The 25508-nt window shown below is 50.8% G+C and carries 21 protein-coding genes; 9 read left to right on the forward strand and 12 right to left on the reverse strand.

Annotated features, from left to right (window positions below):
- Positions 1 to 95 precede the first annotated feature (95 nt).
- From VF575_04640 to VF575_04650, 3 genes are all read right to left on the reverse strand, one after another.
- A complete protein-coding gene (locus VF575_04640) occupies positions 96 to 935 on the reverse strand; it encodes a hypothetical protein (GenBank protein ID HEX8182858.1) in 840 nt (279 codons plus the stop codon).
- 40 nt (positions 936 to 975) lie between these two features.
- Positions 976 to 2961 (reverse strand): hypothetical protein, encoded by a 1986-nt coding sequence (locus VF575_04645; GenBank protein HEX8182859.1) that lies wholly within the window; start codon positions 2959 to 2961, stop codon positions 976 to 978.
- Positions 2962 to 3055: 94 nt separating this feature from the next.
- Positions 3056 to 5929, reverse strand: a complete 2874-nt coding sequence (locus VF575_04650) for an efflux RND transporter permease subunit (GenBank protein ID HEX8182860.1) — start codon at positions 5927 to 5929, stop codon at positions 3056 to 3058.
- 63 nt (positions 5930 to 5992) lie between these two features.
- Here VF575_04650 and VF575_04655 point away from each other — a divergent pair, with 63 nt between their 5' ends.
- Positions 5993 to 6655: a hypothetical protein gene (locus VF575_04655; protein ID HEX8182861.1), complete on the forward strand. Its 663-nt coding sequence runs from the start codon at positions 5993 to 5995 to the stop codon at positions 6653 to 6655.
- Here VF575_04655 and aspS read toward each other — a convergent pair.
- Entirely contained in the window at positions 6652 to 8424 is a 1773-nt protein-coding gene (aspS, locus tag VF575_04660) for an aspartate--tRNA ligase (GenBank protein HEX8182862.1), read from the reverse strand. The genes VF575_04655 and aspS overlap by 4 nt on opposite strands.
- A 36-nt stretch (positions 8425 to 8460) precedes the next feature.
- Complete coding sequence (locus VF575_04665; GenBank protein HEX8182863.1) at positions 8461 to 9540, reverse strand: CBS domain-containing protein; 1080 nt, start codon at positions 9538 to 9540, stop codon at positions 8461 to 8463.
- Between the two features lie 97 nt (positions 9541 to 9637).
- Here VF575_04665 and VF575_04670 point away from each other — a divergent pair, with 97 nt between their 5' ends.
- Positions 9638 to 10387 (forward strand): thioredoxin domain-containing protein, encoded by a 750-nt coding sequence (locus VF575_04670; protein HEX8182864.1) that lies wholly within the window; start codon positions 9638 to 9640, stop codon positions 10385 to 10387.
- 122 nt (positions 10388 to 10509) lie between these two features.
- Here VF575_04670 and nadD read toward each other — a convergent pair whose 3' ends face one another.
- From nadD to VF575_04695, 5 genes are all read right to left on the reverse strand, one after another.
- The gene (gene nadD / locus VF575_04675; GenBank protein HEX8182865.1) at positions 10510 to 11307 is read right to left on the reverse strand and encodes a nicotinate (nicotinamide) nucleotide adenylyltransferase; all 798 of its coding nucleotides are present in this window, start codon (positions 11305 to 11307) and stop codon (positions 10510 to 10512) included.
- A gap of 14 nt (positions 11308 to 11321) precedes the next feature.
- On the reverse strand, positions 11322 to 12947 hold the full coding sequence (locus VF575_04680; GenBank protein HEX8182866.1) for a hypothetical protein: 1626 nt from the start codon (positions 12945 to 12947) through the stop codon (positions 11322 to 11324).
- Positions 12948 to 13229: 282 nt separating this feature from the next.
- Positions 13230 to 13925: a hypothetical protein gene (locus VF575_04685; GenBank protein ID HEX8182867.1), complete on the reverse strand. Its 696-nt coding sequence runs from the start codon at positions 13923 to 13925 to the stop codon at positions 13230 to 13232.
- Between the two features lies 1 nt (position 13926).
- Positions 13927 to 14406 carry a hypothetical protein gene (locus VF575_04690; GenBank protein ID HEX8182868.1) on the reverse strand — a complete coding sequence of 160 codons (480 nt, stop codon included), beginning with the start codon at positions 14404 to 14406 and terminating at the stop codon, positions 13927 to 13929.
- 55 nt (positions 14407 to 14461) lie between these two features.
- Entirely contained in the window at positions 14462 to 15823 is a 1362-nt protein-coding gene (locus VF575_04695; protein ID HEX8182869.1) for an O-antigen ligase family protein, read from the reverse strand.
- 83 nt (positions 15824 to 15906) lie between these two features.
- Here VF575_04695 and VF575_04700 point away from each other — a divergent pair, with 83 nt between their 5' ends.
- The 4 genes from VF575_04700 (at position 15907) to VF575_04715 (ending at position 20150) form a co-directional block, all read left to right on the forward strand.
- A complete protein-coding gene (locus VF575_04700) occupies positions 15907 to 17352 on the forward strand; it encodes a sugar transferase (protein ID HEX8182870.1) in 1446 nt (481 codons plus the stop codon).
- A gap of 80 nt (positions 17353 to 17432) precedes the next feature.
- Positions 17433 to 18698, forward strand: a complete 1266-nt coding sequence (locus tag VF575_04705; protein ID HEX8182871.1) for a glycosyltransferase — start codon at positions 17433 to 17435, stop codon at positions 18696 to 18698.
- 67 nt (positions 18699 to 18765) lie between these two features.
- Positions 18766 to 19740, forward strand: coding sequence for a glycosyltransferase family 2 protein (locus VF575_04710; GenBank protein HEX8182872.1), 975 nt, complete (start codon positions 18766 to 18768; stop codon positions 19738 to 19740).
- Positions 19740 to 20150: a GtrA family protein gene (locus VF575_04715; protein ID HEX8182873.1), complete on the forward strand. Its 411-nt coding sequence runs from the start codon at positions 19740 to 19742 to the stop codon at positions 20148 to 20150. Before VF575_04710 ends, VF575_04715 begins: the two co-directional genes overlap by 1 nt.
- Positions 20151 to 20158: 8 nt before the next feature.
- Here VF575_04715 and VF575_04720 read toward each other — a convergent pair whose 3' ends face one another.
- Together VF575_04720 and VF575_04725 are read right to left on the reverse strand one after the other, a co-directional pair.
- Positions 20159 to 20833 carry a class I SAM-dependent methyltransferase gene (locus tag VF575_04720; protein ID HEX8182874.1) on the reverse strand — a complete coding sequence of 225 codons (675 nt, stop codon included), beginning with the start codon at positions 20831 to 20833 and terminating at the stop codon, positions 20159 to 20161.
- A gap of 80 nt (positions 20834 to 20913) precedes the next feature.
- On the reverse strand, positions 20914 to 21771 hold the full coding sequence (locus tag VF575_04725; protein HEX8182875.1) for an NDP-sugar synthase: 858 nt from the start codon (positions 21769 to 21771) through the stop codon (positions 20914 to 20916).
- Positions 21772 to 21971: 200 nt separating this feature from the next.
- Here VF575_04725 and VF575_04730 point away from each other — a divergent pair, with 200 nt between their 5' ends.
- The 3 genes from VF575_04730 (at position 21972) to rfbB (ending at position 25492) form a co-directional block, all read left to right on the forward strand.
- A complete protein-coding gene (locus VF575_04730) occupies positions 21972 to 23378 on the forward strand; it encodes a phosphomannomutase/phosphoglucomutase (protein ID HEX8182876.1) in 1407 nt (468 codons plus the stop codon).
- Complete coding sequence (gene galE, locus VF575_04735) at positions 23378 to 24397, forward strand: UDP-glucose 4-epimerase GalE (GenBank protein ID HEX8182877.1); 1020 nt, start codon at positions 23378 to 23380, stop codon at positions 24395 to 24397. The genes VF575_04730 and galE overlap by 1 nt, the downstream gene beginning before the upstream one ends.
- Positions 24398 to 24493: 96 nt before the next feature.
- Entirely contained in the window at positions 24494 to 25492 is a 999-nt protein-coding gene (gene rfbB / locus VF575_04740; GenBank protein HEX8182878.1) for a dTDP-glucose 4,6-dehydratase, read from the forward strand.
- The last annotated feature ends 16 nt before the right edge of the window (positions 25493 to 25508 follow it).

Here is a 25508-nt window from a genome sequence, read left to right on the forward strand (position 1 = left end):
TATTTCCTTGAGCTAGACGCCTTTCTTCGCTTCGTATTTTAGCACAGTCTCTACCTGTCGGTAATGTGCGAATACTAGTGCGGTTGCCATAAATATCAGGCAATTCTATACAGGTTAGCATGATACGCAATCATTCCTTCTGTCTGCAGATCAGTCAGGACAGATTTGGTCCGCGCATCTGGCATGGCAGCCATGATGTCGGCACTAGACTGCGGCCCGGCTGTCAGCATTCGTATCACCCTGCCGCGCAGTTGCCGGCGCGAGCCTTCAAATCTAGATTGGCGGCTGTAGCTGGCGCTGGCTTGGTTAAGATTTCCGACTGATTGTTTCAGATAGGCACCGTAGTCCATCAGAGCCCAATAAAATTCACGTGGCGACATATACGTATCACCGTCTATATCTGCGACTATTTCGGTGACGATATCTCGTATCGCAGCCTCAGGTACGGCCACTTCATTGGGGAAAAAGTGATGTATGATAACTGTCCGGATGTTGGTCTCGACATACACGGCTGGTTGATTGTAAGCGTAAGCCATGATCGCACCGGCAGTGTTCGGCCCCACACCGGGCAGCTGTAGTAAACCGTCGCGAGTAGCCGGGAAAACGAGTTCATAGTCGCGGATTATCATGTGTGCGGCCGTCCACAGATATTTTGCTCGCCGATTATAGCCGAGACCACTCCACATTTCCAGCACGTCTTGAAGCGTTGCATCGGCCAGGCTCTTGACTGACGGAAACCGATGTATGAACGCCAGATATTTTGGTGTGACGCGCGGCACCTGCGTCTGTTGCAGCATCAGCTCGGATACCAGTATTTTGTAAGGATCGAAACTACTGTCAGCTTCAGGCTGACGCCATGGCATATCATGTCGGCCGTGATCGTCATAATATGCTCGTAGCTCTCGCTGGAACAGACGAATTGTCTCGGTATTCATACTTTTAGTCTACACGAGGATTGTAGGGTCCGTAGCAGTGCTACCGGTAATTCCAGCGGCCAAGCCCGGCCGTACCTGTCACATCAACAATTTTTTTGGCGGCGCCGCCGTCGAGGCTAATCGCATAATCTGCCGTTTCAGACGGGGTTGTGACGCGGTAGACAATGGTACGGTCATTGAGCCAACGCACTGGATAGGTCAGACCACTCTGTGAAGCGAGCGTCACGTCTTTGCCGGTGCTGGCATTGTAAGCGATCAGCACGCCCTTGCCGTCACGAGTTTCCGTCCAAAGAGAGCGTTTACCATCGGGCGCATCGAGATAAAAACGCGTTTCGTTGAAAGCTGGCATACTATCAGCTGATTTTTTGACCGACGGATCACCGATTTTGTAGCCAAAGGTGCCCTGCATAACTGAGAGGTTCAGCATGTCATATGAAGTGCGGGCAATGTTCCAAACATCGGTTTTATCGAGCAGAATTTGCTTGCCGGTATTGTCGGCCAAGATTTTGACAAACTGTGAATTGCCGCCTTGATAATTGTTCGAAGCTGCGTAGTACAAATTGCCTTTTGCGGACAGGACATCGTTAAAATAATTGGCGCTAGCCAGCTGGATTCGGGCAGCTGCCTGATAGTCGTATGAGACGAGTTGGTATCGTTCAGGATTGCCAGCACTGGTGCCAGCTTTGATTTTAACGTACACCAAACGGTCACCGATCCAATCGACGATTTGGATACGTTCCGAACGATCAAGATTAAGCACCCGCCCGGAAGACACGTCAACTATCGTAAGTGACTGTAGCGGATAACCGTCCTGGTTTTTGGTCGTATCACGTCTCGAGACCAACGCGACCTGGTCGCCGCTGCCGTGCTGCACGACTGCGATGTCGTTGTCCTCATGGCCACTGGCCGCCAGTAGGACTTCTTTGTTCTTGCCATCGATATCTATTTTGTACAAGTCGTATTTACCACTTTGTTTGGTAATATAGACTTCTTTTTGGCTGGGCACCATGGTGATAGTCTGGCTTTGTTTTTGACCGTTATCGAGATTGATTGCTTCGCTGCGGTAGCCATCGGCACGAATAGTCGCTTTAGCATCGCCAGGTTCGTTCTGATCGATTGTCAGCACGATTTCACCCGCTTTATCGGCCTGAGCATTGGCATCGCCACGGCTTATCTCGGCATCCTTGACGGGTTTGTTACTCAGATAATCAGTCAGCTTGAAGCGAAATTGCCGCCCAACTGCCTCCAGGCTAAATTCGCCGAGAGGATTACTGCCCCAGCCGAGCGTAACCGTCCGGCTGATAGTCGAGAACCCAGCCTGACTAACGGCCAATGACTGAACGCCAAGTGGCAACTCGCTGAGCTTGACGATACCGTCTTGGTTTGTCTTCGCCGTACGCTCACCCAGCTTTACAGTTACATTTTTGAGTGGCTGCTGCGTTGTTTTATCGAGTATAGTCAGTGACGCCGCCGAGCGCACGCCAACTGCATTCATGGCGTAATAACGGCTTGTTGGCATTGCGGCCAATCCGCCGAGCCCGACTACGAGCAGCAGTATCGTGCCGTAACGAGCATACTTATTGTGCCACCAGCTAGCAAAAAAGCTTTTTATACGCATTCCCAGAGTCGGACGCACATATAAACCGCCCGCAGGCTGTTCCAGCCGAGCGTCGCGGGCTGCCAGCAGTTCGTCACTTTCGCGAACCAGAATGTCATCAACGAGCGCATCGGTAGTTGGGTCACTGAGTGGATCGGCATCGGCAACTTCATGTGCGGACGGTGCGGCATTCGCCTCTGTTGGTAGTTCAGTGTCGGTGCTAGCTGTTTTTGGTTCGGGTGGCTGGGCACCAATATCCGTAAAAAGCGGCGCTGACGGAGTAATCGGCTGTTCGTCCGGCAATTTGGTATCCATCATGGCATCGACGTGCCGCTCCAGATTTGATTCAGCCGCGCCAGCAGAGCCGTCAGCTACAGTTGTGACGTTTGAATCTGGTACTGAGCTATCTTTGTTTTGTTTTGCTGACATAATTGTACGGCCTTATGCAGACTAGTATATCAAGAACTACATAAGCAGTATAGGCTTTACATGTCACACATATTGCCCATATTGCTTGTGGGGCTTACAGCCTAATTGAATTTGGATGTTCGTCTGATTGTCGGCGGCGTATGACTGCCGTTGCTATAAGAGCAACATTAAGTACCACAAAGCCGATGAGGGCAGCAACGGGACCAATAACCATTCCGAGCGCCACGCAGACCGCTAGATTCAGCGCCAGCCAGCCCAAAAAGAGCTTTCGTGATATTTTCATTCGCAGGTATTCGCCCCCGAGGTAATAGTACGGGAAAACTGTAATGACCAAGAAGGTACTGGAAAGCAGTCCGAATATCAGCGTAACGGCCAGGCTTTGCCAAAACGGACTGGTCAGCGCGAGTGGTATCAGTGACACGACTGCCGTCAGGCTGGTTGCAACCAGCGGCCGGAACCGCTCGCCGAGTGCAGCGACGGCTGCGTCGACCGCAGGGAGTCCGGCTCGACGGGCTTGGTTAGCATAATCAGTCAGTAGAATCGTATTTTTGATGCTGAGACCGATCAGTGCAAAGAAGCCGAGCATCGAGAAGAAGCTGAAGGCGTTATTAGTGAAGTAAAGTCCGAGCGCAATTCCGAAGAAACTAAATGGCAAAGCCATAAATATGAGGAGCGGCTGCAGCAGTGACCGGAACTGTATGAACAGCAGGATATATATTGCCAGTAATACCAGTGGAAATGCGACAGCGAGAGCTTTGAAGGAATCCTGATTTTCTGATTCCTGGCCGAGATCAAAGCTTATATCACTGGTCGTAAGGCCGTACGCCGCGAGCCGTTGATTGTCGTAATGATCACTTACGGCGGCTTTTGCGAGCGTCGTTAGCGTCGTCGTGTCAGTGCCATCAAACATAGCGGTGACTGATAGAATTTGCCGTTCTCCAGATCGCTGGTAGACGCTGGTGTTACTGAGGGAAACTTCCGTTATTGTTGCCTCCTTGCCACTCGGCCGCATCAGTTTTCGGCCATTCAAGTATTCAGTCATATCTTGAGAAAGCCGGGTTGCCTGCTGACGGTCGGTTGCCGTAATATCGATTTTAAATCCAGACGATGGCGGGCCGACATCAAGCGGATAGGCGGTAACCCGGGCTTCGGGGAAATCCTTGAAACGCGCCTTAAGGGCGTCGACGAGTTGCGGCGCAGTTGCCTCGCGCTGGCTATACGGCGTCAATTCGACACTGAGCATCGCAGTTCGGTTATTGGCCATCCCATAGTATGAGGCTTCAGCAAAATTCGCTCCCAGCACCTGGCTCGTAATATCATCAGCACGGGATGCGATCGCAGCAGCCTGTTCGACTGACGTATCGGGAGGGAATGTCATAGCTACTGCAAGCTGGTTAGTGTCTTTACTCGGCGGAAAGATATTAAATTCAACCTTTTGAAAAACATAACCTCCGCCAAGTACGAATGCTAGGCCGATAACTACAGCCGCAATGCCGACCGTGAATTCTTTGGGCCTGGAGTGCCGTGCCCAAAGCATCGGTCGGACAATTCCCTTTGCCAAACGGGCTTCAAATGCGTTGGCCCCGCCTGCCGTTCTACCTTGACCCATTTGTTTTTTGCCAAGTAATAGCCAGCGCGCAAACAAAGGTATGAAGATAAGCGCAACAACCAAACTAATTAGCAGTGCTGAAATAATGGTAACCGGTATTGCCCGTATGAAACTGCCCAGCACGCCGCCGACAAATATAAGCGGTGCGAAACTGAGTGCAGCCGTCAGGGTAGCAGCAACCATAGCGCGGCTGATTTTGCGCGTTGCCTCTTCCACTGCAGCCCGTTTATCAGTCGTCCGCCGCCGGGCATTATCAATCGCTTCAACCATGATAATCGTGTCGTCAACAATCAGCGCCAAGCCCAGAATGAGCGCAAACAGCGTAATGACGTTCAGCGTATAGCCGACAAGATACACCACGGCAACGGTCGCGGCGATTACCGTAATCATCGATATGACCGTGATGAATGAGGCTCTGACAGCGATAACAATCGAGCCGATGACAAGCACCGCCAGCAAGCCCTCCAGCAGTACGCGCTGTAATTCGGAAATACTGTCTTTGATCGACGGAGCATAACTGGCGCTCACTGCCGTGCGGATTCCTTGCGCTTCTGGCGTTACCTGGTAATCGGCCAGAACTTTTCGGATCTGGTCATCGAGTTTGATAACATCTGCCCCAGGTACGCTTGCGACATTTATGATGACTGATTCATGGAATATATTTTTGTCCCCTGCGCGTTCCCCAAAACGGTCAAAACTGCGCTGCACGGTCGCAGTCTGTCCATTAGCGGGATTTAATACCGACTGAAATGGGCTGGCAACAGAAAATTTTGATACCTGCGAAGGTTTGCGGGCCTGCATATACTCCGCGGCTTGCTGAGATTTTTTGACTAGGCTAGTAATGTTTACGGAAGGATCGGTGCTATATAGAGATATTGTCGCGTCAACTTTTTCAATCGAGCCGCCAGTGACGCCGAAATATGGAGCACCGAGTGTAAGTTTTGCGCTGCTCGGTATGTCTTTGTTCTGATCAATTGCGGTTTGCAACTTCTGTTTGGCATCTGCGGCTTGGACGCTCTCGTCATACTGGACGGTAAGGCTCATAAAATTTGGCCCACTCTCTGATGAAACCGATTTTACGCCTGGCTGTTTTAATGCCAACGAAGTCACCGGTGCGGCAAGCGATTTGTCGACGACCGCCGCATCATTGACGCCGTACGTACCGTTGACGATAACAATCGGTATGCTAATACTCGGAAAACCGTCGCGTTTGAGCAGCGTAGTGTAGCTGACAATACCGAATAATGTAATCGCAATCCAAAGCAGCGCCGTTATGCGTGGCCGGCTAAAGAAAGCGAGGGTCAGCTTCGGTAATAATTTTGCCTGAGTATCAGTGACGGTCGTAGGTTTTTGCTTCATAAGCTTAAGCCTACCAGATGTGGGGTTGACTGCACAATTGCAAAACACTATATACTAGGCTACATGCCAACAACCCCGACAGCTAATCCATCAACGCTACAAGAAGCTGCCCTCTACCTATCGGCTCATGATCCGACACTCGCACCCATTATCCAGAAGATCGGCCTCTGTACCTTGCGGCCTCACACCAACTATTACCAGGAGCTGGTACAGTCAATCTTAGGTCAGCAGCTGAGCCTCGCAGCTGCTGCGGCTATCGAAGCCCGCTTTATAGCTTTGTTTGATGGCCAGTTCCCGACGCCTGATCAAATCCTGGCTCATGATGTCGAAACATTTCGGGCGGTTGGCCTGTCACGCGCCAAAGCCACCTACATACAGGATCTGGCGCAGCATGTCCTGGACGGCCGGGTGCACTTTGACAACATCGACAGGCGGGATAATGCCACTATCGTCAATGAGCTGACTACTGTCAAAGGTATTGGCGAGTGGACAGTCCATATGTTTCTCATATTTTGCATGGGCAGACTTGACGTGCTACCCACGGGAGATCTAGGCATCAAGAATGGTATCTGTAATCTATACGGCTTTGACTCTCAGCCGACGCCGCTTGATGTGGCAACAATTGCTACGAAATATCAATGGCACCCATATGAATCAGTGGCTAGCTGGTATGTCTGGCAGTCGCTGACACTGGAAAGTACAGCAACCACTCCAGCGCAGGATTAGTCCTCTACGACTGTTTGAATACTCAGTTCTTTGAGCTGAGCAGCTTCGACGATGCTCGGAGAATTCATCATCGTGTCAATACCGGAGCCGTTTTTAGGGAAAGCCACGACCTCACGAACGTTTTCTTCGTTTTGCAGTTCCATAAGCATACGGTCAACACCGAAGGCACAACCGGCGTGTGGCGGCGCACCGTACTTGAAGGCATTAATCATGGCACCGAACTTCGCATCGACGTAGTTTGTGTCATATCCTAAGGCGCCAAATGCCTTGTACATGATGTCTGGGTTGTGGTTTCGGACGGCACCCGAACAAATTTCATAGCCGTTCATGGCCATATCGTACTGGTCGGCGACGATGCTGAGTTTATCTTCGACATCAAGACCCTCTACGCCGCCTCGAGGCATCGAGAATGGGTTGTGGCCGAAGTCAACCTTCTGGGCTTTGTCATCCCATTCATAGAATGGGAAATCGACGATCCAAACTAGTGAGATAATGTTTGGGTCTTTTAGTTTGAAGTAATTCGCGAATTCAATGCGCAGCTTACCGAGAACTTTGTTTACAACCTGGCGTGTATCCGCTCCGAAGAATACGATGTCACCGTCTTCAGCGCCAAGCTTAGCTTTGATAGTATCAAGCTCAGTCGGTTTAAGAAATTTAGCAATCGGCGATTTGATTTCGCCGTCCGCAAACGTCAGGTACGCCAGACCGCCGGCGCCTTCTTGTTTGGCAATTTCTGTGTAGTGGTCGATTTGAGACCGGCTCAGTACAGCTGCGCCTTTGACACAGATCGCCTTTACCGTTCCTCCGTTTTTAATAGCTCCAGCAAACACGCCAAATTCAGAGTCTTTCAATTCTTCGGACAATTCGATTAGTTCCATCTTGTAGCGAAGGTCGGGCTTGTCTGATCCGTAGCGGTTCATTGCATCGTCGTAGGTTATCCGTGGAATATCTTCATGCAGCAGCTGCTTACCGGCAAAATCAGTTACCAGGCTCTTGATGAGCGGCTCAATGGTCATACGAACTTCCTCGCCACTTTCAGCAAATGCCATTTCCATGTCAAGCTGGTAGAATTCACCGTACAGGCGATCAGCCCTGGGGTCTTCATCGCGGAAACAAGCGGCAATTTGATAGTAGCGTGGCACGCCGCCAACCATCAGCAGCTGCTTGAACTGTTGCGGAGCTTGCGGCAAAGCATAGAATTTTTCCGGATGGATACGTGACGGAATCAAAAAGTCACGGGCGCCCTCTGGACTGGAATTAGCCAGTACAGGCGTGGTTATTTCAACAAAGTCGCGTTCGTCCATGTAGGTCCGCATCCGCTTATACATAGCGGCCCGCGAGCGCAGCATGTTTTGCATTTTGGGGCGGCGTAGATCAAGGTATCGGTAGCGTAGTCGTAGCTCTTCGCTTGCCATGGCATCGCTGTGGATTTGAATCGGCATCGGTTCTGAACGGTTCAGAATAGTCAGCGCATCGACTTTTATTTCGATGGTTCCGCTGGCAATATTCGGATTTTGGAGGTGTTCCTGACGGGCTCGCACAACACCGACGGCTTTGATAACGAATTCATCACGCAGCTGTTCGGCGGTAGCAAATGCTTCTACAGTGTCAGGCTGGATAACCAATTGGGCGAGTCCAGTGTGGTCACGGATATCGATAAATATCAGGCCGCCATGGTCGCGCCTGGACTGCACCCAGCCTTTCAGAATAATACTTTCACCGACATGTTGCGGTGTTTCTTGTGTAACAGTTCTCGTTTGTGTGCTCATCGCCGTTATTCTACCATTTATCAGCTGCCGTGGCGACTAGTTCGTGTCACCAGCTGGCAATGTGTCAGTTTCGTCAATAGATTTCCCTGAGGTCTCACCGACCACTTCCGAAAGCGGTATGGTGTGTTTGCTGCCGGCCGCAGCCACGGCGCGCCTATCCTCATAACTATCGAAGTCATCATCAATTTTATGGCCAATTACCTGCTCAAGCACATCTTCGATCGTTATAATGCCGACATACGTTTCATCACTATTGATGACGGCGAACAGGTGTTGTTTGGTAGTTTGAAAGGCGTGCAGCACTTGGTACAAGGTCTGATCCTCGTGGACGAAATGTACGCTTGGCTTCATACTGTCCGCGACCGAACCGCCACTTTTATCGGCTACAAGATCTTTTAAATACACTATGCCGGCAATCGTTTGATCATCGGCACCAACTACTGGGAACCTCGAAAAACCACTTTCGTATAATTCATCCATCAGAATTGGTCCCAGCATATCTTGTTCGCGGACGACTTGGACCTGACTGCGCGGTACCATGATGCTTTGCACCGTTTTCTCGCCAAAACTTAGTGCATGCTCGACGATATCCAGCTCGGCGTCCGATATCCGGCTGCCGGCGATACCGCGTTGGCTTTTGATGAGGTCAATCAAATCTTCGCGTTCAAACAGGCCGGTGTGAAACGTAATTGGCCGATGATGTTCTATGTTCCGGGTTATAAAGTCCAGAAATGGATGTGTGTAATACAGAATCCAGGCAAGGAGCGGAGTTAGCAGCACCGCCAGACGCACCGCTAAGCTTCCGACGCGGGCATTGGGTATCCAAGCGAATCCATACCATACGGCTCCAGTAACGGCTACAAACACCAACCAGGCGGGAGCAACGACAGAGAGCAGCAAAAAGCTGCCTGCTACCGCCAACCCGATCAAGAACCACAGTAACAGACGCAAGCTGGCGCCGTACGCCACCGCCCGGTACATGGCTGCGGCCTCATTATCACCGCTGCGGGCCTGGCGCTTGAGTTCGCGGGCCGGAAAATAATAATACGTTTTTTGCAGCATTAACAGCAAAAACGCGAAACAAAGTAATAGTAGTCCTAAAATATATTCGTACATAGCGTGGTCACATACCCCCTGGATACCGGTTCCTGCGTATACAACGCTAGCGAGCCGTGTATACTATAGATAATATATGAGGAGGATGGTTTAGGCTATGGACAAACGCTTTTTGGGACTGCTAGTTGTTATTGCTCTGGTGCTCACGGGAATATTCTTTATCAGCAACAATAAAACAGCTGAAGCCCCGTCAGGTCCTAAGGGCGGACTTACCGACCACATCCAAGGAACAGCTTCTGCGAACGTCAAACTTGTAGAGTACGGCGATTTCCAGTGCCCAGCCTGTGGACGATATCATATTCCAGTCAAAGAAGTAGTTGAAAAGTATGGATCGCTCATATCGTTCCAATTCCGCAATTTCCCCCTGTTTTCGATTCATCCCAATGCCATAGCTGGCGCCCGGGCAGCCGAAGCAGCTGACCTGCAAGGCAAATACTGGGAAATGCATGACAAACTATATGAGGAAAACTACGCTCAGCAAATTGCCCAGAGTCAAGGCAAAAATTACTCCACCTGGCTCGACGCTTCAAATCCGCAAAGCAACTTCGACAACTACGCCTCTGGGCTTGGCTTGGATCTGACAAAATTCCGCCAGGACTACAAGAGCAAGACCACTAATGACCGCGTGCAAGCTGACCTGAGAGAAGCGACCCGTCTGGGCGTCGACAGCACACCGACATTCTATTTGAACGGCAAAAAGATCAGCACCCCGAGTCCAACGCTTGAAGCATTCAGCAAAGTAATCGACGCCGAAATTGTCAAAAAAGGCGGCACACCACCACCTGCAACAGCGCCTGCTGCAAGTACAGCCCCAGCCGCCGAGACAACCCCGGCACCTGCCGAATAGTAGGCTTGGTAAGTGTATTTTCGCGCTAAGGCACATCGGAAGCGCGAAATGTGCCATTTGCTGGCGCACATTTCGTGACCCGTACGTGCCGTGCGAGTAAACAGAATTACCGCCACCTAGATTTAGCGGCTCATTGAGCCTGGCGATACATACAGCCATTCCTGGCGAGCGTAGCGGCTGACACTTGTCAGCAAGCCTTGCGCATATTGCCCAGTACGCAGCGCTTGGCGGATTACGGCAGACGATACGTCAGGCGCATAACTATCAATAATCGTTAGCGCCCTTGGCTGCACAGTCCAAGCTTGTACCGACTTGGCTACAGTCTGGTGCTGATGCTGTGACCGAACGCCGACAACCAGCTCAGCAACCTCCAGCAAACGTTGGACATGCGGCCAGGCTGGCATGTCCAATGCTGCGTCAGATCCCATCAAAAATATCAGTTGCGCCTGTGGAAACAGAGATCTTAGCTGCGGCAATGTCCGACTGACGCTATACTGCCTATCTACCATTTCCAGCACAGCTAGTTTCGGGTGTGGCTTCAGGGCTTTCTTTAGCATGGCGACACGGTGTGCGTAGTGCTCAACGCCTGGCTTAAGTGGCGGTCTACGTTCTGGCATAAATATTATTTCATCCAAGCTGGCCGCCTGCAGCGCCTGCAGGGCAAAACCAACATGCCCGGCATGTACAGGATCAAACGCCCCGGCATATATACCGAGGCGTACTTGTTTTGGCTGTTTGTGTATATTAGGCCGCAATAGGTCCACCTTCGCAACATTTCGTCGGTACTTTACATTCGGGACAAACAAAATGTCCGTGCACTGGCTCAATCGGATAATGGCCGCAGCTGTCGCAGCATAGTTCAAGTGACCGCTCTGTAACCATAGCGGCATATGCGTCGTAATCGGTATCGTTTGTGTCATTGCTCATGCCTTTATTATACCTTGGCTAGATTCAACTTGTCAGTGCGAGATGATGTGGTTTTATACTTGCGAATTTGATCTAGAACACTTTTCCATACATCTTCTGCACTTACCTGGCTTTCCGGAGCCTGCCGTTGACCTCTTGAGCTCATCGTCGGGTCGATACCGCTATCAAACTTGTGCTGACAGTTGCGGCAGACACTACAGGGACCGACTTCTGTTGGCCGTGGACTCGGACACGACTCAACGCGGCAGACGCCTTTTTTCCAGGTCCATGACGAAGCTTCACCGTCAGTTGTATTACTGTCCAGTCCTTCAAATTCGTTTGCTAGCCCGTTGGTGCCTTGTTCCTGTCTGAAATTACCCTGCGTCCCGCCGGCACATCCCCCGCTAATCTTGAAGTTTTGTCGTGCCAAAGAACGCATTATTTGAGCCTGGTGGCTGGCAATCAATTGAGCGTCCATATTATTAGACTGCATATGGTATAAAGTATCAATTTGCACTTGCAGCTGCTGGGCAGTTGCCTCGTCTACCTGGTCTAGCACGCTTTGATTACTCGTTACAACAGCGGCTTCGCTCATTAGTAGATGGCGCTTTGCTTTCTCAAGCATTGCAGCTAACCGCTCGGTCATAATATGACTACCGGCGACATCATGACCGAGAATCGTACGCACGTCTTCATCATTCCAAGCATGCTGCATGACGGCTATAAACTGCTCTATTTCAGGCGTAGCCCTGCCCCGTTCCATACTTCGCGCCAACTCAATGTCAAAATTTAGCCATTCTTTGGCGGTCCGCTCCGATTGTACTCGGTAGCGCTGTTGATCTCCTCGGAATCTGGCGATTTGCTGCTCCACCTTCCGCCTGTCAGACGGATTCGCAATATAGGGCAGCACTGATTTGAGGATGGTGACAGGGCCCTCAGGCACCAGCTCATCAGGTAGTTCCAAGTGTCTGAACGATTCCATGACGGACAAGGCTGATGCCTTATTTGCGAGCGTTAATGGCACGTCAAAGATATTATTGGGATCTTCGAGCAGCGCTATCCATGCCTCGAGTGGTATGTCTCGGACCAGCAGCGACTGCGTTTGCCGGCCAATGACGACGCCTAATTTATCAGTAATTGCATATGAAACTCGAACCGCGTCATCTTCGTAAAGATTTTCGGATTTTGCAACCTCATTACTGGCATCAGCCCGACTCATCTTCGGTGAAATAAACACTTTTGCCGTGCCGGCTTGTAACGTTTCTTCGCTGTCTCGAGCCTCCCGCACTTCAATATCGTTGCGGCGACGACCCGCTTCCGATACATAAAATTCGGCGCCAGCTTCAGCTATCTCAACTGCCGATCTTCCAAGCCATCGCAAAACCCGTTTTGAGCGGCCCCACTCGTCGGTAACCGCTTCAAAGCGCTGAATAGTCGTGGTGACGGCACCCGGCATGGCCATTTCCTGAACGCCGGTCATATAATTGACGAGCATGTCGTTCTGGTCGGCGTCAGACAAACTGCCGTTAAACGCCAACCGCTCGCGGATATGCAGGACGTCGCGGAGCAGCCGCTGATTTACGCTTATGTCCGGCGCACAGCCTTCACTATCACCTGCCAGAGCCGTTTCGGTTGTCCTGGCTGTCTCGGCCATATATTTCCCTCTCGCCCAAGTCGGCAGAGGTACAGCCGGCCGCACGGATGGACGGACAACCATTGCTCCTGCTCGGGAGACTTGATTAGCAGCTGTATCGGACTCACTCTTGACTAGTGGTGTATATCGCTTATGTCAAGAGTTTACCGTTGCGGCACAGTTCCCGAATTCTTTTACGCACACAGTGTGAGCGGCAAAGGCACGGGATTCCAGCATGTTTTGTTAAGTATTAGTAGTTTAACATTCAGGGCCTACGCTAGATATAGTATTTTTGTATACGAATTATATGACAACGAAGCTTTCGAGGATACGGTAAAAAATCGAATAGTCGGGTGTTGAATTGTTGTCAGTATAGACAAAGAAGAACGAGTGCTGGCCTGACGTCGGGCCGGCCAGTGTCACTTTATTGATGCTAGCTGGCGAACTTGTCCCAATGACATTGCGAGTTGTATTGTCATTGTCACACAAAAACTCGACGCCGTCCCATTTGGCAGAAATTGCCAGTGGCTTGGCAATACGGGCCTCGCTGGATGTAGCGGCCGTGAATGTTGTGCAGTTTTCGGATGTTTCGCCATGTGCCAGATTATTTCCTTGGGCCCGCACGGCTACAGCTCTGTTGACAGCCATGGTTTGCGGAATTTTATCAATATATATATCGAGGTAGCGGTTATCGGCATTGGTCAGGCTGGCCCGGAAGCTATACATATCATACGGAGCGGTATCATGATTAATAAGTTTCCAGTCGGCCGGTGCGTCAAAAGCGAAAACGCCTTGATCAAAACGCATAGTTTTCGAGTTGGGTATCTCGAGCGGTCGGGTCGTACCGGCTGAATTCTTGATTTCGGGCTGCGTGGTTGCCTGGAACTCCATATTGACATAATAGCCGCCGCCGAGCAACGCAAGCATGAGGACGCCAACGATCAGCGCTCGGCGGCTTTTGCGGCGCTTGTAGCCGATTTCGTAAGTTTTGCGTGGCATGTTAGCCGTTCCTCATCGAATCATCGGTGTCAGCAACGGTTACCTGAAGTTGGGCCAGCCGCGGCACAAAACGAGCTGCCGCGGCATGACACTCGAGCACTTTCAGCGCATCGACCAGTACGGTCATTTCTTGCAATCCGTAGGTACTTGCTTGTTCATTTTTCTCCAGACGGCTAATCATCGATTCAATACGGTCGACCAGCCATTTTTCCTGGCTAGCAGTAATGTTTTGAGCAACTGGCAGGTCAGGCCCAATGTCGGAGCCAACGACCTCGAGCGACCGCGCTGAGCGGTCGCGTTTACGTATATGGCCGCGGCGAATCAGGCTGTTAACATGCAGGGATACGGTCGCAACCGACGTATAGTTCAGACCGTTCATAATTTCACGGTAGCTCGGGCTATAGCCATGCTCACCGATAAACTGCTCAATGTAGGTGAGAATGTCCCGCTGTTTTTTGGTCGGTCGAACTGTTTCGCTCATGGTTATAAATTATTATACTCCTTGTGGCGTAGTCGGTTTTCCTGAATTACGAAATTTAAGATACATCACGAGACCCTGTACGACGAACGGCTATCCCACCTATCGCGGCACCGGCCAGCCCCCACCAGACATAGCTGAGCGTATCATCGGTCCAAACATGCGACAACAGAGCAACTAGTGATATCCCGACAAGACTAGCAAGCAATATCTGCGGCAGTCGCGCATGTCGTCGTTGCCATAATCGCTGCGCTACCAATAGATTAATCGCGGCAAACAAGAGCATCCCGATCACACCGGCCTCTTGGCCAAGTTGTAAGTAATAATTCTCGGCAATACGGGCCGGTTTGCTGTCATTGTATGCTGACGCCGGGCCGGCAGAGCCAGTACCACCGCCTTGCGGCTGGCGCAGGATATCGATGAGGCCATCCCGCGAAGCAGTCAGATGCCCCTCGTTGGAACTGCTGGCTGAGCGTGAATTCTCATCAGTATGTAGAATCGTGTTTTGAAACACGTCGTTATCGCGCAGCGCATAGCCAGCAACCAGCAGCAGCATACACAGCAGACTACCGCCAATGAGTAGTCCCTTGCGAACTTTATTAGAGCTGATTGACCACCAGGTCAGCCAGGCTAATGCCAGGGTAGTTCCGAGCCAGGCACTGCGGGAAAACGTCATAGCTAGCGCTGCACATGCCGCTGCCAGCGAAACAATATATAGCCATCGTTTTGGTGACGCACGACTGGCGAGTACTGCCAGTGCGGAAATAATAATGATCAGGTAGGCACCGAAGGGGTTGGCGCCGCGCAGTGTTGATTGAATACGCTGATAGGTGGATTTTTGGTCGATCGTCTGTACAGCATCAATCGTATCTGCTCCATAGCCAAAATGCCGCAAAAAATCTGCTGGTAGCAGCGTCGCCTGCAACAGACCAAACACAACGACGATAGCCGCCGGTAGCAGCAACAATTGCCGCCAATGATCAACCAGCCAACTGCTACGGCGTGCCACCAGCCATGTTACTATGAAAAAAATCAGAAACCGGCTATCTAGAAGTAAGCCGTATGCAAAGGCCTTGGGCGTCACTGCGCCGCTGACAACGCTGGCAGCACCACTTCCAGCTAGTAGGATTATGTAGGCGCCTATTAGCAGCAACAGCGGTTGACGACGCATCGCTGCACGTATGTCTTGCTCTGCGCGAAGCATATTCACGGCTAGGACAGCCGCACCGATTAGCAGCACAGCCAGGATACATTCTTTCCATAGCCGCAGGAGCGTATAGTTACCGACCAATGTAGAGCCCCAGACAGTGATAAAGGCGTGGAACGGTAAAATTGCCAGTATGAGCGCACTCAGCCCGGTCATAGAACGTACGATAAAACGTTCAGAAGGCGAAAATTGCGATGTCGTAAGCTTTTTCATAGGGTGTTACAATCTAGTATATGGCACTTGCGCTCAAAATGTTCGCAGACTCGCGCATGACACACTAGGTAGCGTGAAAAATCATGAAAAATAACGCCTCACAAATCTATAACATATTTCTCATTTTTGGAGATTTTTTAGCGCTCATTGCCGCATTCGCCGGCGCGTTCGTCCTGCGCGTGACGCTCAGCGACATTCCAATTGCCAACCCTGTTCCCGCCATAACTTATTTGAAGATTTTCTTGCTCGTAACGCCCTTTTGGATCCTGATATTTGCATTACTCGGCCTCTACAACAGTAGTATTCATGAAAAACGTTTTGTCGAATTCGGGCGGCTGCTCATCGGTTCGTTCATCGGTCTGCTATTCGTGATATTTATCAACTTCTTGTCTGCAGAACCGCTCTTCCCAGCCAAATTAGTGCCAATTTATGGGTTTGGACTCGGATTTTTGTTCTTGCTTGTCTTCCGCAATCTGGCCCGGCTGGTCCGGACTGAGCTGTTCAGCTTTAAGGTAGGACTCGACCACGTCCTCATCGTCGGCAACACCATTATGACGGCCGAGCTGGTCGAGTTACTGAGAAGCAGCCGGCAATCAGGTTACAAAATACTGGGTGTCATTGGCACTCAGCACGCACTTGGCCTCAATAGTCACCGTGACGACATTCCGGTGTATCCAGAATTCAAAACTGCCCTGGCTCACATCACCGAACCAGTCCACACCATCATTCAGACAGAACTGTATGCCGACGAAGCCCGCAACCGCGATTTACTGGAGTACGCCCAGTCTCATCACGTCGCCTTCCGTTTCGTACCAGGGAATACGGAGCTTTTCGTCGGAAACATTGACGTCCAGCTGTTTCGCGGTTCTATCCCGGTGATTGCCATCCATCAAACCGCGCTGATTGGCTGGGGCCGGATTGTGAAGCGCATCTTCGACTTTGCAGCGGCGGCACTCATACTTTTAGCTGTTTCGCCGATCATGTTGATTATTGCCGTAATCCTAAAAATAGTTGACCCTGGCCCCATCTTTCTGCGCCAGACACGACTGACTCGGTTCAACAGTGAATTCAAAGTGTTTAAATTTCGCAGCATGAAAAAGACTTACAACGGTATGACTCCCGAGCAAGCCTTTACCAAAATGAACCGCCCCGAATTAATTAATATATACCGCCAGAACGGCGATCAACTGCCGAATGATCCGCGCATTACGCCAATTGGGCATTTCCTACGCCGCAGCAGCCTGGATGAGTTGCCGCAATTATTTAACGTACTAAAGGGGGATATCAGCCTGGTTGGACCGCGGGCATTGGTACCGGAAGAATTGTCAGTCTACGAGAAGCGTCACACCATACTCAGCGTCAAATCCGGCTTGACCGGTCTGGCGCAGGTGTCAGGACGGCGTAACATCAGCTTTGACGAGCGCCGCAAGCTCGACATCTTTTATGTGCAGAATTGGAGCTTCTGGCTTGATCTGGTTATTCTCGTCAAGACAATTCGCGTCGTGCTGGAGCGTACCGGCGCCGAGTAAGTTCATACTCTTGATGTAATTTATTCAGCGGCACGGCAATTTACTGTCGTTTTCATCCGTGCTACGTCTACAATAAGGATATGACCGAAGCCAGGATGAAAACAGCATCAAAAACGACCAAAAAGCTAGCAAAAGCACCCAGGAAGGTGGCTCGTAGAATCGCCGGGTCTGCCATCAGCCCAAAATCGTCCGTTGACCTGCAGTCACTCAAGGTCGCCATTGTCTGTGACTGGCTGACAGGAACGGGCGGCGCCGAACGGGTTGTGCTTGAAATGCACAAATTATTCCCAAAAGCGCCGATATATACGTCGCAGTACGATAGCAATCCGGCAATTTGGTACGGTGATACCTGGTTCCAGAAGGCCGACGTACGAACCACGGCATTGCAAAGATTGCCGAAGCGCCTCAAGAAATTTTTGCCGGTTCTGCGTGCACGGACATTTAGCCGGTTAGATCTTAGCGCATACGATCTGGTGATCGCATCAAGCGGTGCCGAGGCAAAAGGCGTCAAAGTGGGGCCTGACACCAAACTCGTCTGGTACTGCCACGCGCCGACACATTATTATTGGGGCAGGTACGAAGATTATTTGAAACATCCGGGTTTTGGCGGCTTTGATCCGCTGGCTCGAACTGGCCTTTATGCATTGGTCAAACCACTCCGCACATGGGACTACGCCGCAGCTCAGCGACCCGACCTGATTATTGCCAACTCAACACACACAGCGAGCGAGGTCAAAAAATACTACGACCGCGACGCAAAAGTAGTTTTTCCGCCCGTTGATATCGACCGTTTCGGCGCACAGTCGAGTCGTAAGGCGCGTATAGAACCGCGCGCAGAAAGATTTGGATTTATTATCGCCGGCAGGCAAACGCCTTACAAAAAAATAGCCTTAGCCGTTGAAGCCTGCTCGCAGCTCAATCTGCCTCTAACTGTTATCGGCAACGGTCCTGAGCATCACAATCTGACTGCTCTGGCCGGGCCGTCGGTGCGCTTTCTCAGCAAAGTCAGCGACGCTGAAATGGCTCGTCATTTCAAACTTGCCAAAGCATTTTTATTCCCAGGTATCGACGACTTTGGTATTGTCGCCGTCGAAGCCCTGAGTGCCGGAACACCCGTTATCGCCTACCGTGGTGGCGGCGCACTGGATTACATCAAAGAAGGTGTTACCGGCGAGTTTTTTGACGAACAAACAGCAGAAAGTCTGGCGGCGGCACTTCGTTCGTTTGATGCCTCCAAGTATGACAGCTCGCAAATTATGAAAGAATCAAAGCGCTACAGCACGGCTCAATTCGGACGCAATCTAACCAAAGCTCTCCAAGCTTGCATGAAGCAAACAAAAAAATAATGAAGTAGCAGAGTGTCGCAATTGTCGGCAACAGAGGTATAATGAGCCTTGAGACATAATAGACATAATGAAACTATTTCACACACCGCGAATTTCGATCGTTATACCGTGTTTTAACGAAAATGATAATATTACTCCGTTTTTTGATGCGCTTGATACAATGGCCGAATCACTGTCGCGATACAATTTCGAGTTTGTCTACGTTGATGACGGCAGCATAGACAGCACCCTGACAACCCTGCAGGAAATAGCCAAACGTGATAAACGCGTCAAAGTCATCCGGTTTTCCCGTAATTTTGGTAAGGAAATGGCGACGACGGCTGGTATTCGTCAGGCAACCGGCGACGCAATTATACTTATGGACGCCGATGGTCAGCATCCGGTGACATCTATTCCGGCGTTCCTTGCCCATTGGAAGTCTGGCACACAAGTCGTCATTGGCGTTCGCAGCAATGCTCACAAAGGTTTTCTAAAAAATATATCGTCAAAGATATTTTACCGTCTGTTCAATACGCACGCCGATCAGGAGCTTTTGCCCGGCTCAACAGATTTCAGACTCATCGACCGCGTAGTACAGCAGGAATTTATCAAACTCACCGAACACAGCCGTATTACCCGCGGCCTGATAGATTGGCTCGGCTTCCGGCGAGAGTATGTCTATTTTGATATTGCCGAGCGAGGTGCCGGCGATGCCAGCTATAGCTTCAATAAGCTAGCTGGCTTAGCTCTCAACAGCTTCGTTTCTTTGTCATTAAAGCCTCTGTATGTCTTGGCGTATCTCGGAGCCAGTGCACTCATACTGTCAATCGTGCTGGCGGTATTTTCTGCGGTTGAAATGCTGATTGGCGATCCGCTGGGACTCGATATTACCGGCACGGCGTATTTGGTTATGCTGGTGTTGTTTCTTGTGGGAGTCATTCTCATAACCCAGGGTGTTTTAGCACTATATATTTCCCATATACATACCGAGAGCAAGAATCGGCCACTATTCGTCATCGACCAGGGCGCTTCGCGGGGCATACAAGCAAAGGAACGGGCGTAATGGATCAATACATCCAGCAGGTACGGGCATTCCTAAACCGGCCGTTTGGCCGTTACCTACTGATCGGTGGCGGCGTCTATCTGTTTGAACTGCTTGTCATATATATTGCACAGGAAATGGGCGCCAGCGCCTTGGTAGCTGTCGGACTTGGCTTTTGGCTCGGATTGATTGTGTCATTTCTATTGACGAAATTTGTGACATTTCAAGACAAGCGGACACAGCACCGTATTTTGATTCCGCAGATCATCGCCGTGAGCCTACTCGTACTGTTTAATTTTGGCTTTACCCTGCTCGTTACCGCGCTACTGTCAGATGTCGTGCCTGCCGCCGTCACCCGCACGCTAGCCCTTGGCATAACTACCATATGGAATTTCTATCTCTACCGAACTAGGATTTTTAAACAGGTTTAAAGGCTAATTTACTCTGGTTTTTTGGCAAGCAGCAGCGTCCACGGCAATGGCGTCTTAACGACCTGTACTGGACCGAAATGCTGCTCTACATACTTCTTAATGCCGTTAGTCGACCAATGGTTCAGGTGGCCAGGCGTATTACCGAAGCGCTTCAAATATTTGCCGCGGGCCATATTGAGCGCGCACCACAGCGGTTCGCGCGGTACGCCGAGCACTATGAAGCCACCAGGCTTAGTAATGCGCTGCAGCTCTGCGAGGCCCTTATCCGGAAAATCGAGGTGCTCAAGCACTTCCAGCAAAAACACCAGGTCGAAGGAGTTGTCAGCATGCTGCAGATCATACACACTCTCTTCGGTGACGCGCATGCCGGGGTTGTTGGCCTGTGCCTTCGGAATCATATGCGCTACGTACTCTGACGCCTCAAGCGTAACCTGCGCCGGCAGCAAATCGTTCAGCCGTTTCGTCGAGAAGCCTTCGCCGCAGCCAATCTCGATCGCTGCCGCTGTGTCCCTCCGGCTAATAGCCGATATTTTGACAAGCTGCGCAACATTATTAAAATAGCCGTCAAGCAACCGCCGGCCAATCTTGCCCTGCCCTTCTTCGGTGTACTTGTGCGCGAAGTCTTCGACTTCTGGTGTCGCTTTTAGTTGCTGCGGGGTTTTTGTCGGTGTACTGGCTGCCATTACCTATTCCTGTGAGTGTTATATCATTCCTGTGCAATAATCGTGGTCGAAACTACGATTTATGGCGCATTTTGAATGGTCTACGCGTTTGTGTCTAGAGATTTTAACTGTTTTACCAGTTCATTATACGACTTCAGGTCATTAACTGCGATCCATTTACCAGCTTTTAATCCAGCAGACCACAACATCTGCTCTTTGGCCAGCAATGGGAATAAGACTTGTTCAAAATCACTTTTTTCAGTCAGGCTGAACAATTCGCTGAAACGAGGTAGGATCTTCGCGGAGAATACAGTGATGCCAACATGCGCCGGTATCGGTATGAACGGATACATCTGCGTATCGACGACGGCGTTGTCGACGACCATCATGCCAGTGGCAGCGTAGTGCTGACCCAAGCCAAGCACGGCGGTGGCCAACATGCCGCGTGTTTCGGCTTCGATATGCGCTTCACCGATAAACCGGGCATAGTTCCCGGGAAAGTTCAAAATGACGTCATCTGGATTGACGACGATCAGATTACTATCTGTCGGAATAGATCCATTTTCGATCGCGTTTCGGATCGCTCCGCCTTTGCCGGCCGAAGGTTCGGGATCCTGACTATACACAATTTCGACGCCAAGTGCAGAGCCGTCACCGAGCCGATCCTCGACAGTATGGGCATTATGGTACACCAAGGCGACAAACTTTTTGATACCGGCGTCCCGATATTCACGGATCGCCATTTCTATCATCGTGTCGTCGTTCGGCAAGACATGGGCATTTTTTTGCACCTTTTGACCGCCGAGTACCGCCGCATAGCGACTGCTTTCGCCGCCCGCCATTAAAGCAACAACGGTATTTGCTGCAAATTCGCTCCACTGCTCGTCCGAGACGTGTGGAGCTTCATGAAAACTGGCCGTCCGCTGTGCCAAATTATCCAGTTCCTGCTGTAGATTCATACCCTTGTACTACCTCCGAAGTTTAATCACGGCTTGTTCTGCATCGTTACAAATAGTCGATTGCACCGTATGCGTGCAGCTCTATAACGGTGATGTCGTGCTGACTACCCTCATCAATACGTTTTATAATAGCAGAAAATAGCTGGAACTGCCGGTTACGGGTTATGATAGAGAATATGCTAACGTCTGGAGGTACTACTGTGAATGATAATGGAAACGACAATAATAATTCAATCAGCAGCATTTTTAAGGCCTACGACATTCGTGGCAAGGTCGGTAGTGAGCTCAACGCTGAAGTTGTCGGCAACATCGGCCAGGCATTCGCCAGCTGGCTGCCGGATGGTGCCGGAGGTACAGATGGCAGCAAAGGCACTATCGCCGTCGGCCGTGACATGCGGCCCGATTCAGCCGAGCTTGCCACCGCCCTTATCGAAGGTGTCCGGGCGCAAGGTTACGATGTCTACGATATCGGCCAGGTCACCAGTGATATGATCTATTTTGTTGTTGGAAACTTCCAGTTAGCTGGCGGCGCCATGATTACTGCTAGTCACAACCCTGGTGAATACAATGGCATCAAACTCTGCCGCGAAGAAGCCCGGCCTGTTGGCCAGGATACCGGCCTGTTTGATATACGCGACGCTGTCCTAGCCGCCGATTTTACGCCCGCTACTTACCAGGGCACCGTGGAAGACAAAGACGTTGTCGAAGCCTGGATCCAACACACCTTGTCGTTCATCGAAGCCGACAAGCTAAAACCGCTTAGCATAGCCGTCGACGCCGGCAATGGTATGGCTGGCAAAATCTTCCCAGAGCTTGAGCCGTACGTACCATGGGACGTAACCGAAATGTACTTCGAGCTGGACGGAACTTTTCCAAACCATGAAGCCAATCCCCTCAATTTTGAAACGCTTACTGATATGATCAAAGTCATTCAGGACAATCAGCTTGACGGCGGTATCGCTTTCGACGGCGACGGCGACCGAGCATTCCTGGTCGACGAAACCGGTACGGTTATACCGGGTAACGTCATGATCTCACTTATCAGTGAATACTTCCTCGGACGTTTCCCGAGTTCAGCTATTCTGTACGATGTCAGGGTTAGCAAAAGTGTCCGCGAGCTTATTGAAGCCAAAGGTGGCAAACCTATCCGTACCAAAGTTGGCCATTCGTTCATCAAACAAATTATGAGAGAAGAAAACGCACCGTTCGGCGGCGAAGTCTCCGGGCATTTCTACTTCCGCGACAACTTCTTTGCTGATTCGGGCTTGATCGCCGCAGTCATCAGCCTATACGTGGCCGGACTCCCCGCGTACGAGGGCAAGAAACTTTCTGAGATCCGTGAGATGTACACTAAATACCCAAGCATTCCTGAGACAAACTTTGTGGTCGAAGACAAAGCCAGCGCTCTGTCGCGCCTCGAAACCGCCTTTACCAACGCTCAGTTCGACCGTTTGGACGGGCTGACGGGGATTCTCGACAACGGCAGCTGGTTCAATGTCCGTGCTAGCAACACCGAGCCCGTGCTGCGCCTGAACGCCGAAGCAACGACACAGGAAGATTTGGATGCGCTCGTCGAAAAAGCTACAACGGTGATACAGGGGGCGTAATGCACGTACTCGTTACCGGCGGCGCCGGTTATATTGGTAGTCATACAATTATAGAACTGTTAGCGAACGGCCACAGAGTCACGGTTGTCGACAGCCTGGTCAACAGTTCAAAAGCCTCGCTCGATCGAGTAGAAGATATAACAGGTCAGGCTATACCATTTACAGCACTTGACCTCTGTGACAAGCCCGCACTTGAAGCGGTATTTGCCACCAACACATTTGATGCAGTCATTCATTTTGCCGGCCTTAAAGCAGTCGGTGAGTCAGTACAGAAACCGCTGTGGTACTACCGCAATAATATAGACTCAACCTTGGTGCTCTGCGAGGTTATGAGTGCGCATCATGTCAAAAAGCTGATTTTCAGCTCCTCAGCAACCGTCTACGGCGTGCCCGAGAGTTTGCCTCTTACCGAATCGAGCCGCACCGGCGTTGGCATCACCAACCCGTACGGACAGACCAAATATATGATTGAGCAAATTCTCCACGATCTGGCCGTTTCAGATCCGCAGTGGCAAATCAGCATACTCCGTTACTTCAATCCCATCGGTGCTCACGCCAGCGGCCAGATCGGCGAGGATCCGAACGGCATACCAAACAATCTCTTGCCCTATGTATCGCAGGTGGCAGTTGGTAAACTTGCTGAGATCCAAATATTTGGCAATGACTACGAGACTTCGGACGGTACCGGCGTCCGTGACTACATTCATGTCGTCGACCTCGCCAAAGGGCACGTCGCCGCTCTCGAACACCTCCCTGTTCCTGGTGACGCAAATGCCTACAACCTCGGTACTGGAACCGGGGCGTCCGTGCTCGAGCTCATTCATGCCTTCGAAAAAGCCTGCGGCAAACAGTTGCCTTATAAAATAACTGGTCGCCGACCGGGTGATATAGCAAATTGTTATGCCGATGTATCGCTAGCGGCCAATGACCTTGCCTGGAAGGCTGAAAAGTCTATTGAAGACGCCTGCCGGGATGCTTGGCATTGGCAATCACAGCATCCTAATGGCTATAAGTCGTGATCCACACTATATAATAAATGTTGTAGAAATATAGAATGTTGCTGATTTTACTAACTACAACGTACGACAGCTACTAGAACAGGATACAATACCATTATGAAAAAAATGCTTGTTACGGGAGGCGCCGGGTTCATTGGTTCGAATTTCGTGCATTACACGCTCCAGAATCACCCAGACTATTCAATAACGGTTATCGATAAATTAACCTATGCTGGCAACCCTGATAATTTCGCGGCAGTCCTGGATAAAATTGAATTTGTCACCGGTGACATTTGTGACGCCGAACTGATCGATAAGCTGGTCGCCGAGACTGACATAGTTGTGCATTTTGCAGCTGAATCGCATAACGACAATTCGCTCAAAGACCCTTGGCCGTTTATGGAGACGAATCTTATCGGTACGTACCGCATTCTTGAGGCTGTGCGTACACACGGCAAACGACTGCACCATATTTCGACAGATGAAGTATACGGGGATCTTGAACTCGACGATCCAGCAAAATTCAACGCCACCACCCCCTACAATCCATCGAGTCCATATTCAAGTACCAAGGCCGGTTCAGACCTGTTGGTCCGTGCGTGGGTACGCAGTTTTGGCGTGCAGGCCACTATCTCGAATTGTTCCAACAACTACGGCCCCTATCAACACGTCGAAAAGGTTATTCCCCGGCAGATTACCAATCTCCTGAGCGGCGAAAAACTCAAGCTGTACGGTGCTGGCGAAAATGTTCGGGACTGGATACATGTCGACGACCACAATTCTGGCGTCCATGCCATTATCGAAAAGGGTAAAATCGGTGAAACATATCTCATAGGTGCCGACGGCGAAATGAACAACCTTGAAGTCTTCAAACTAATTTTAGAACTTATGGGCAAAGACGAGTCCTGGCTTGAACACGTCAAAGACCGGCCAGGCCATGACATGCGCTACGCTATCGACTCGACCAAGCTTCGCACTGAACTCGGCTGGACGCCGAAGTACACCAACTTCCGCGACGGTATGCAGGCAACCATCGACTGGTATGCCGCCAATGAAGCCTGGTGGAAACCACAGAAGTCCGACACCGAGGCCAAATATAAGGCAGCGGGCCACTAAACCTACGGGGGCGGAG

The sequence above is a fragment of the Candidatus Saccharimonadales bacterium genome, assembly GCA_036388415.1.
Classification (GTDB): Bacteria; Patescibacteriota; Saccharimonadia; order Saccharimonadales; family UBA4665; genus UBA4665.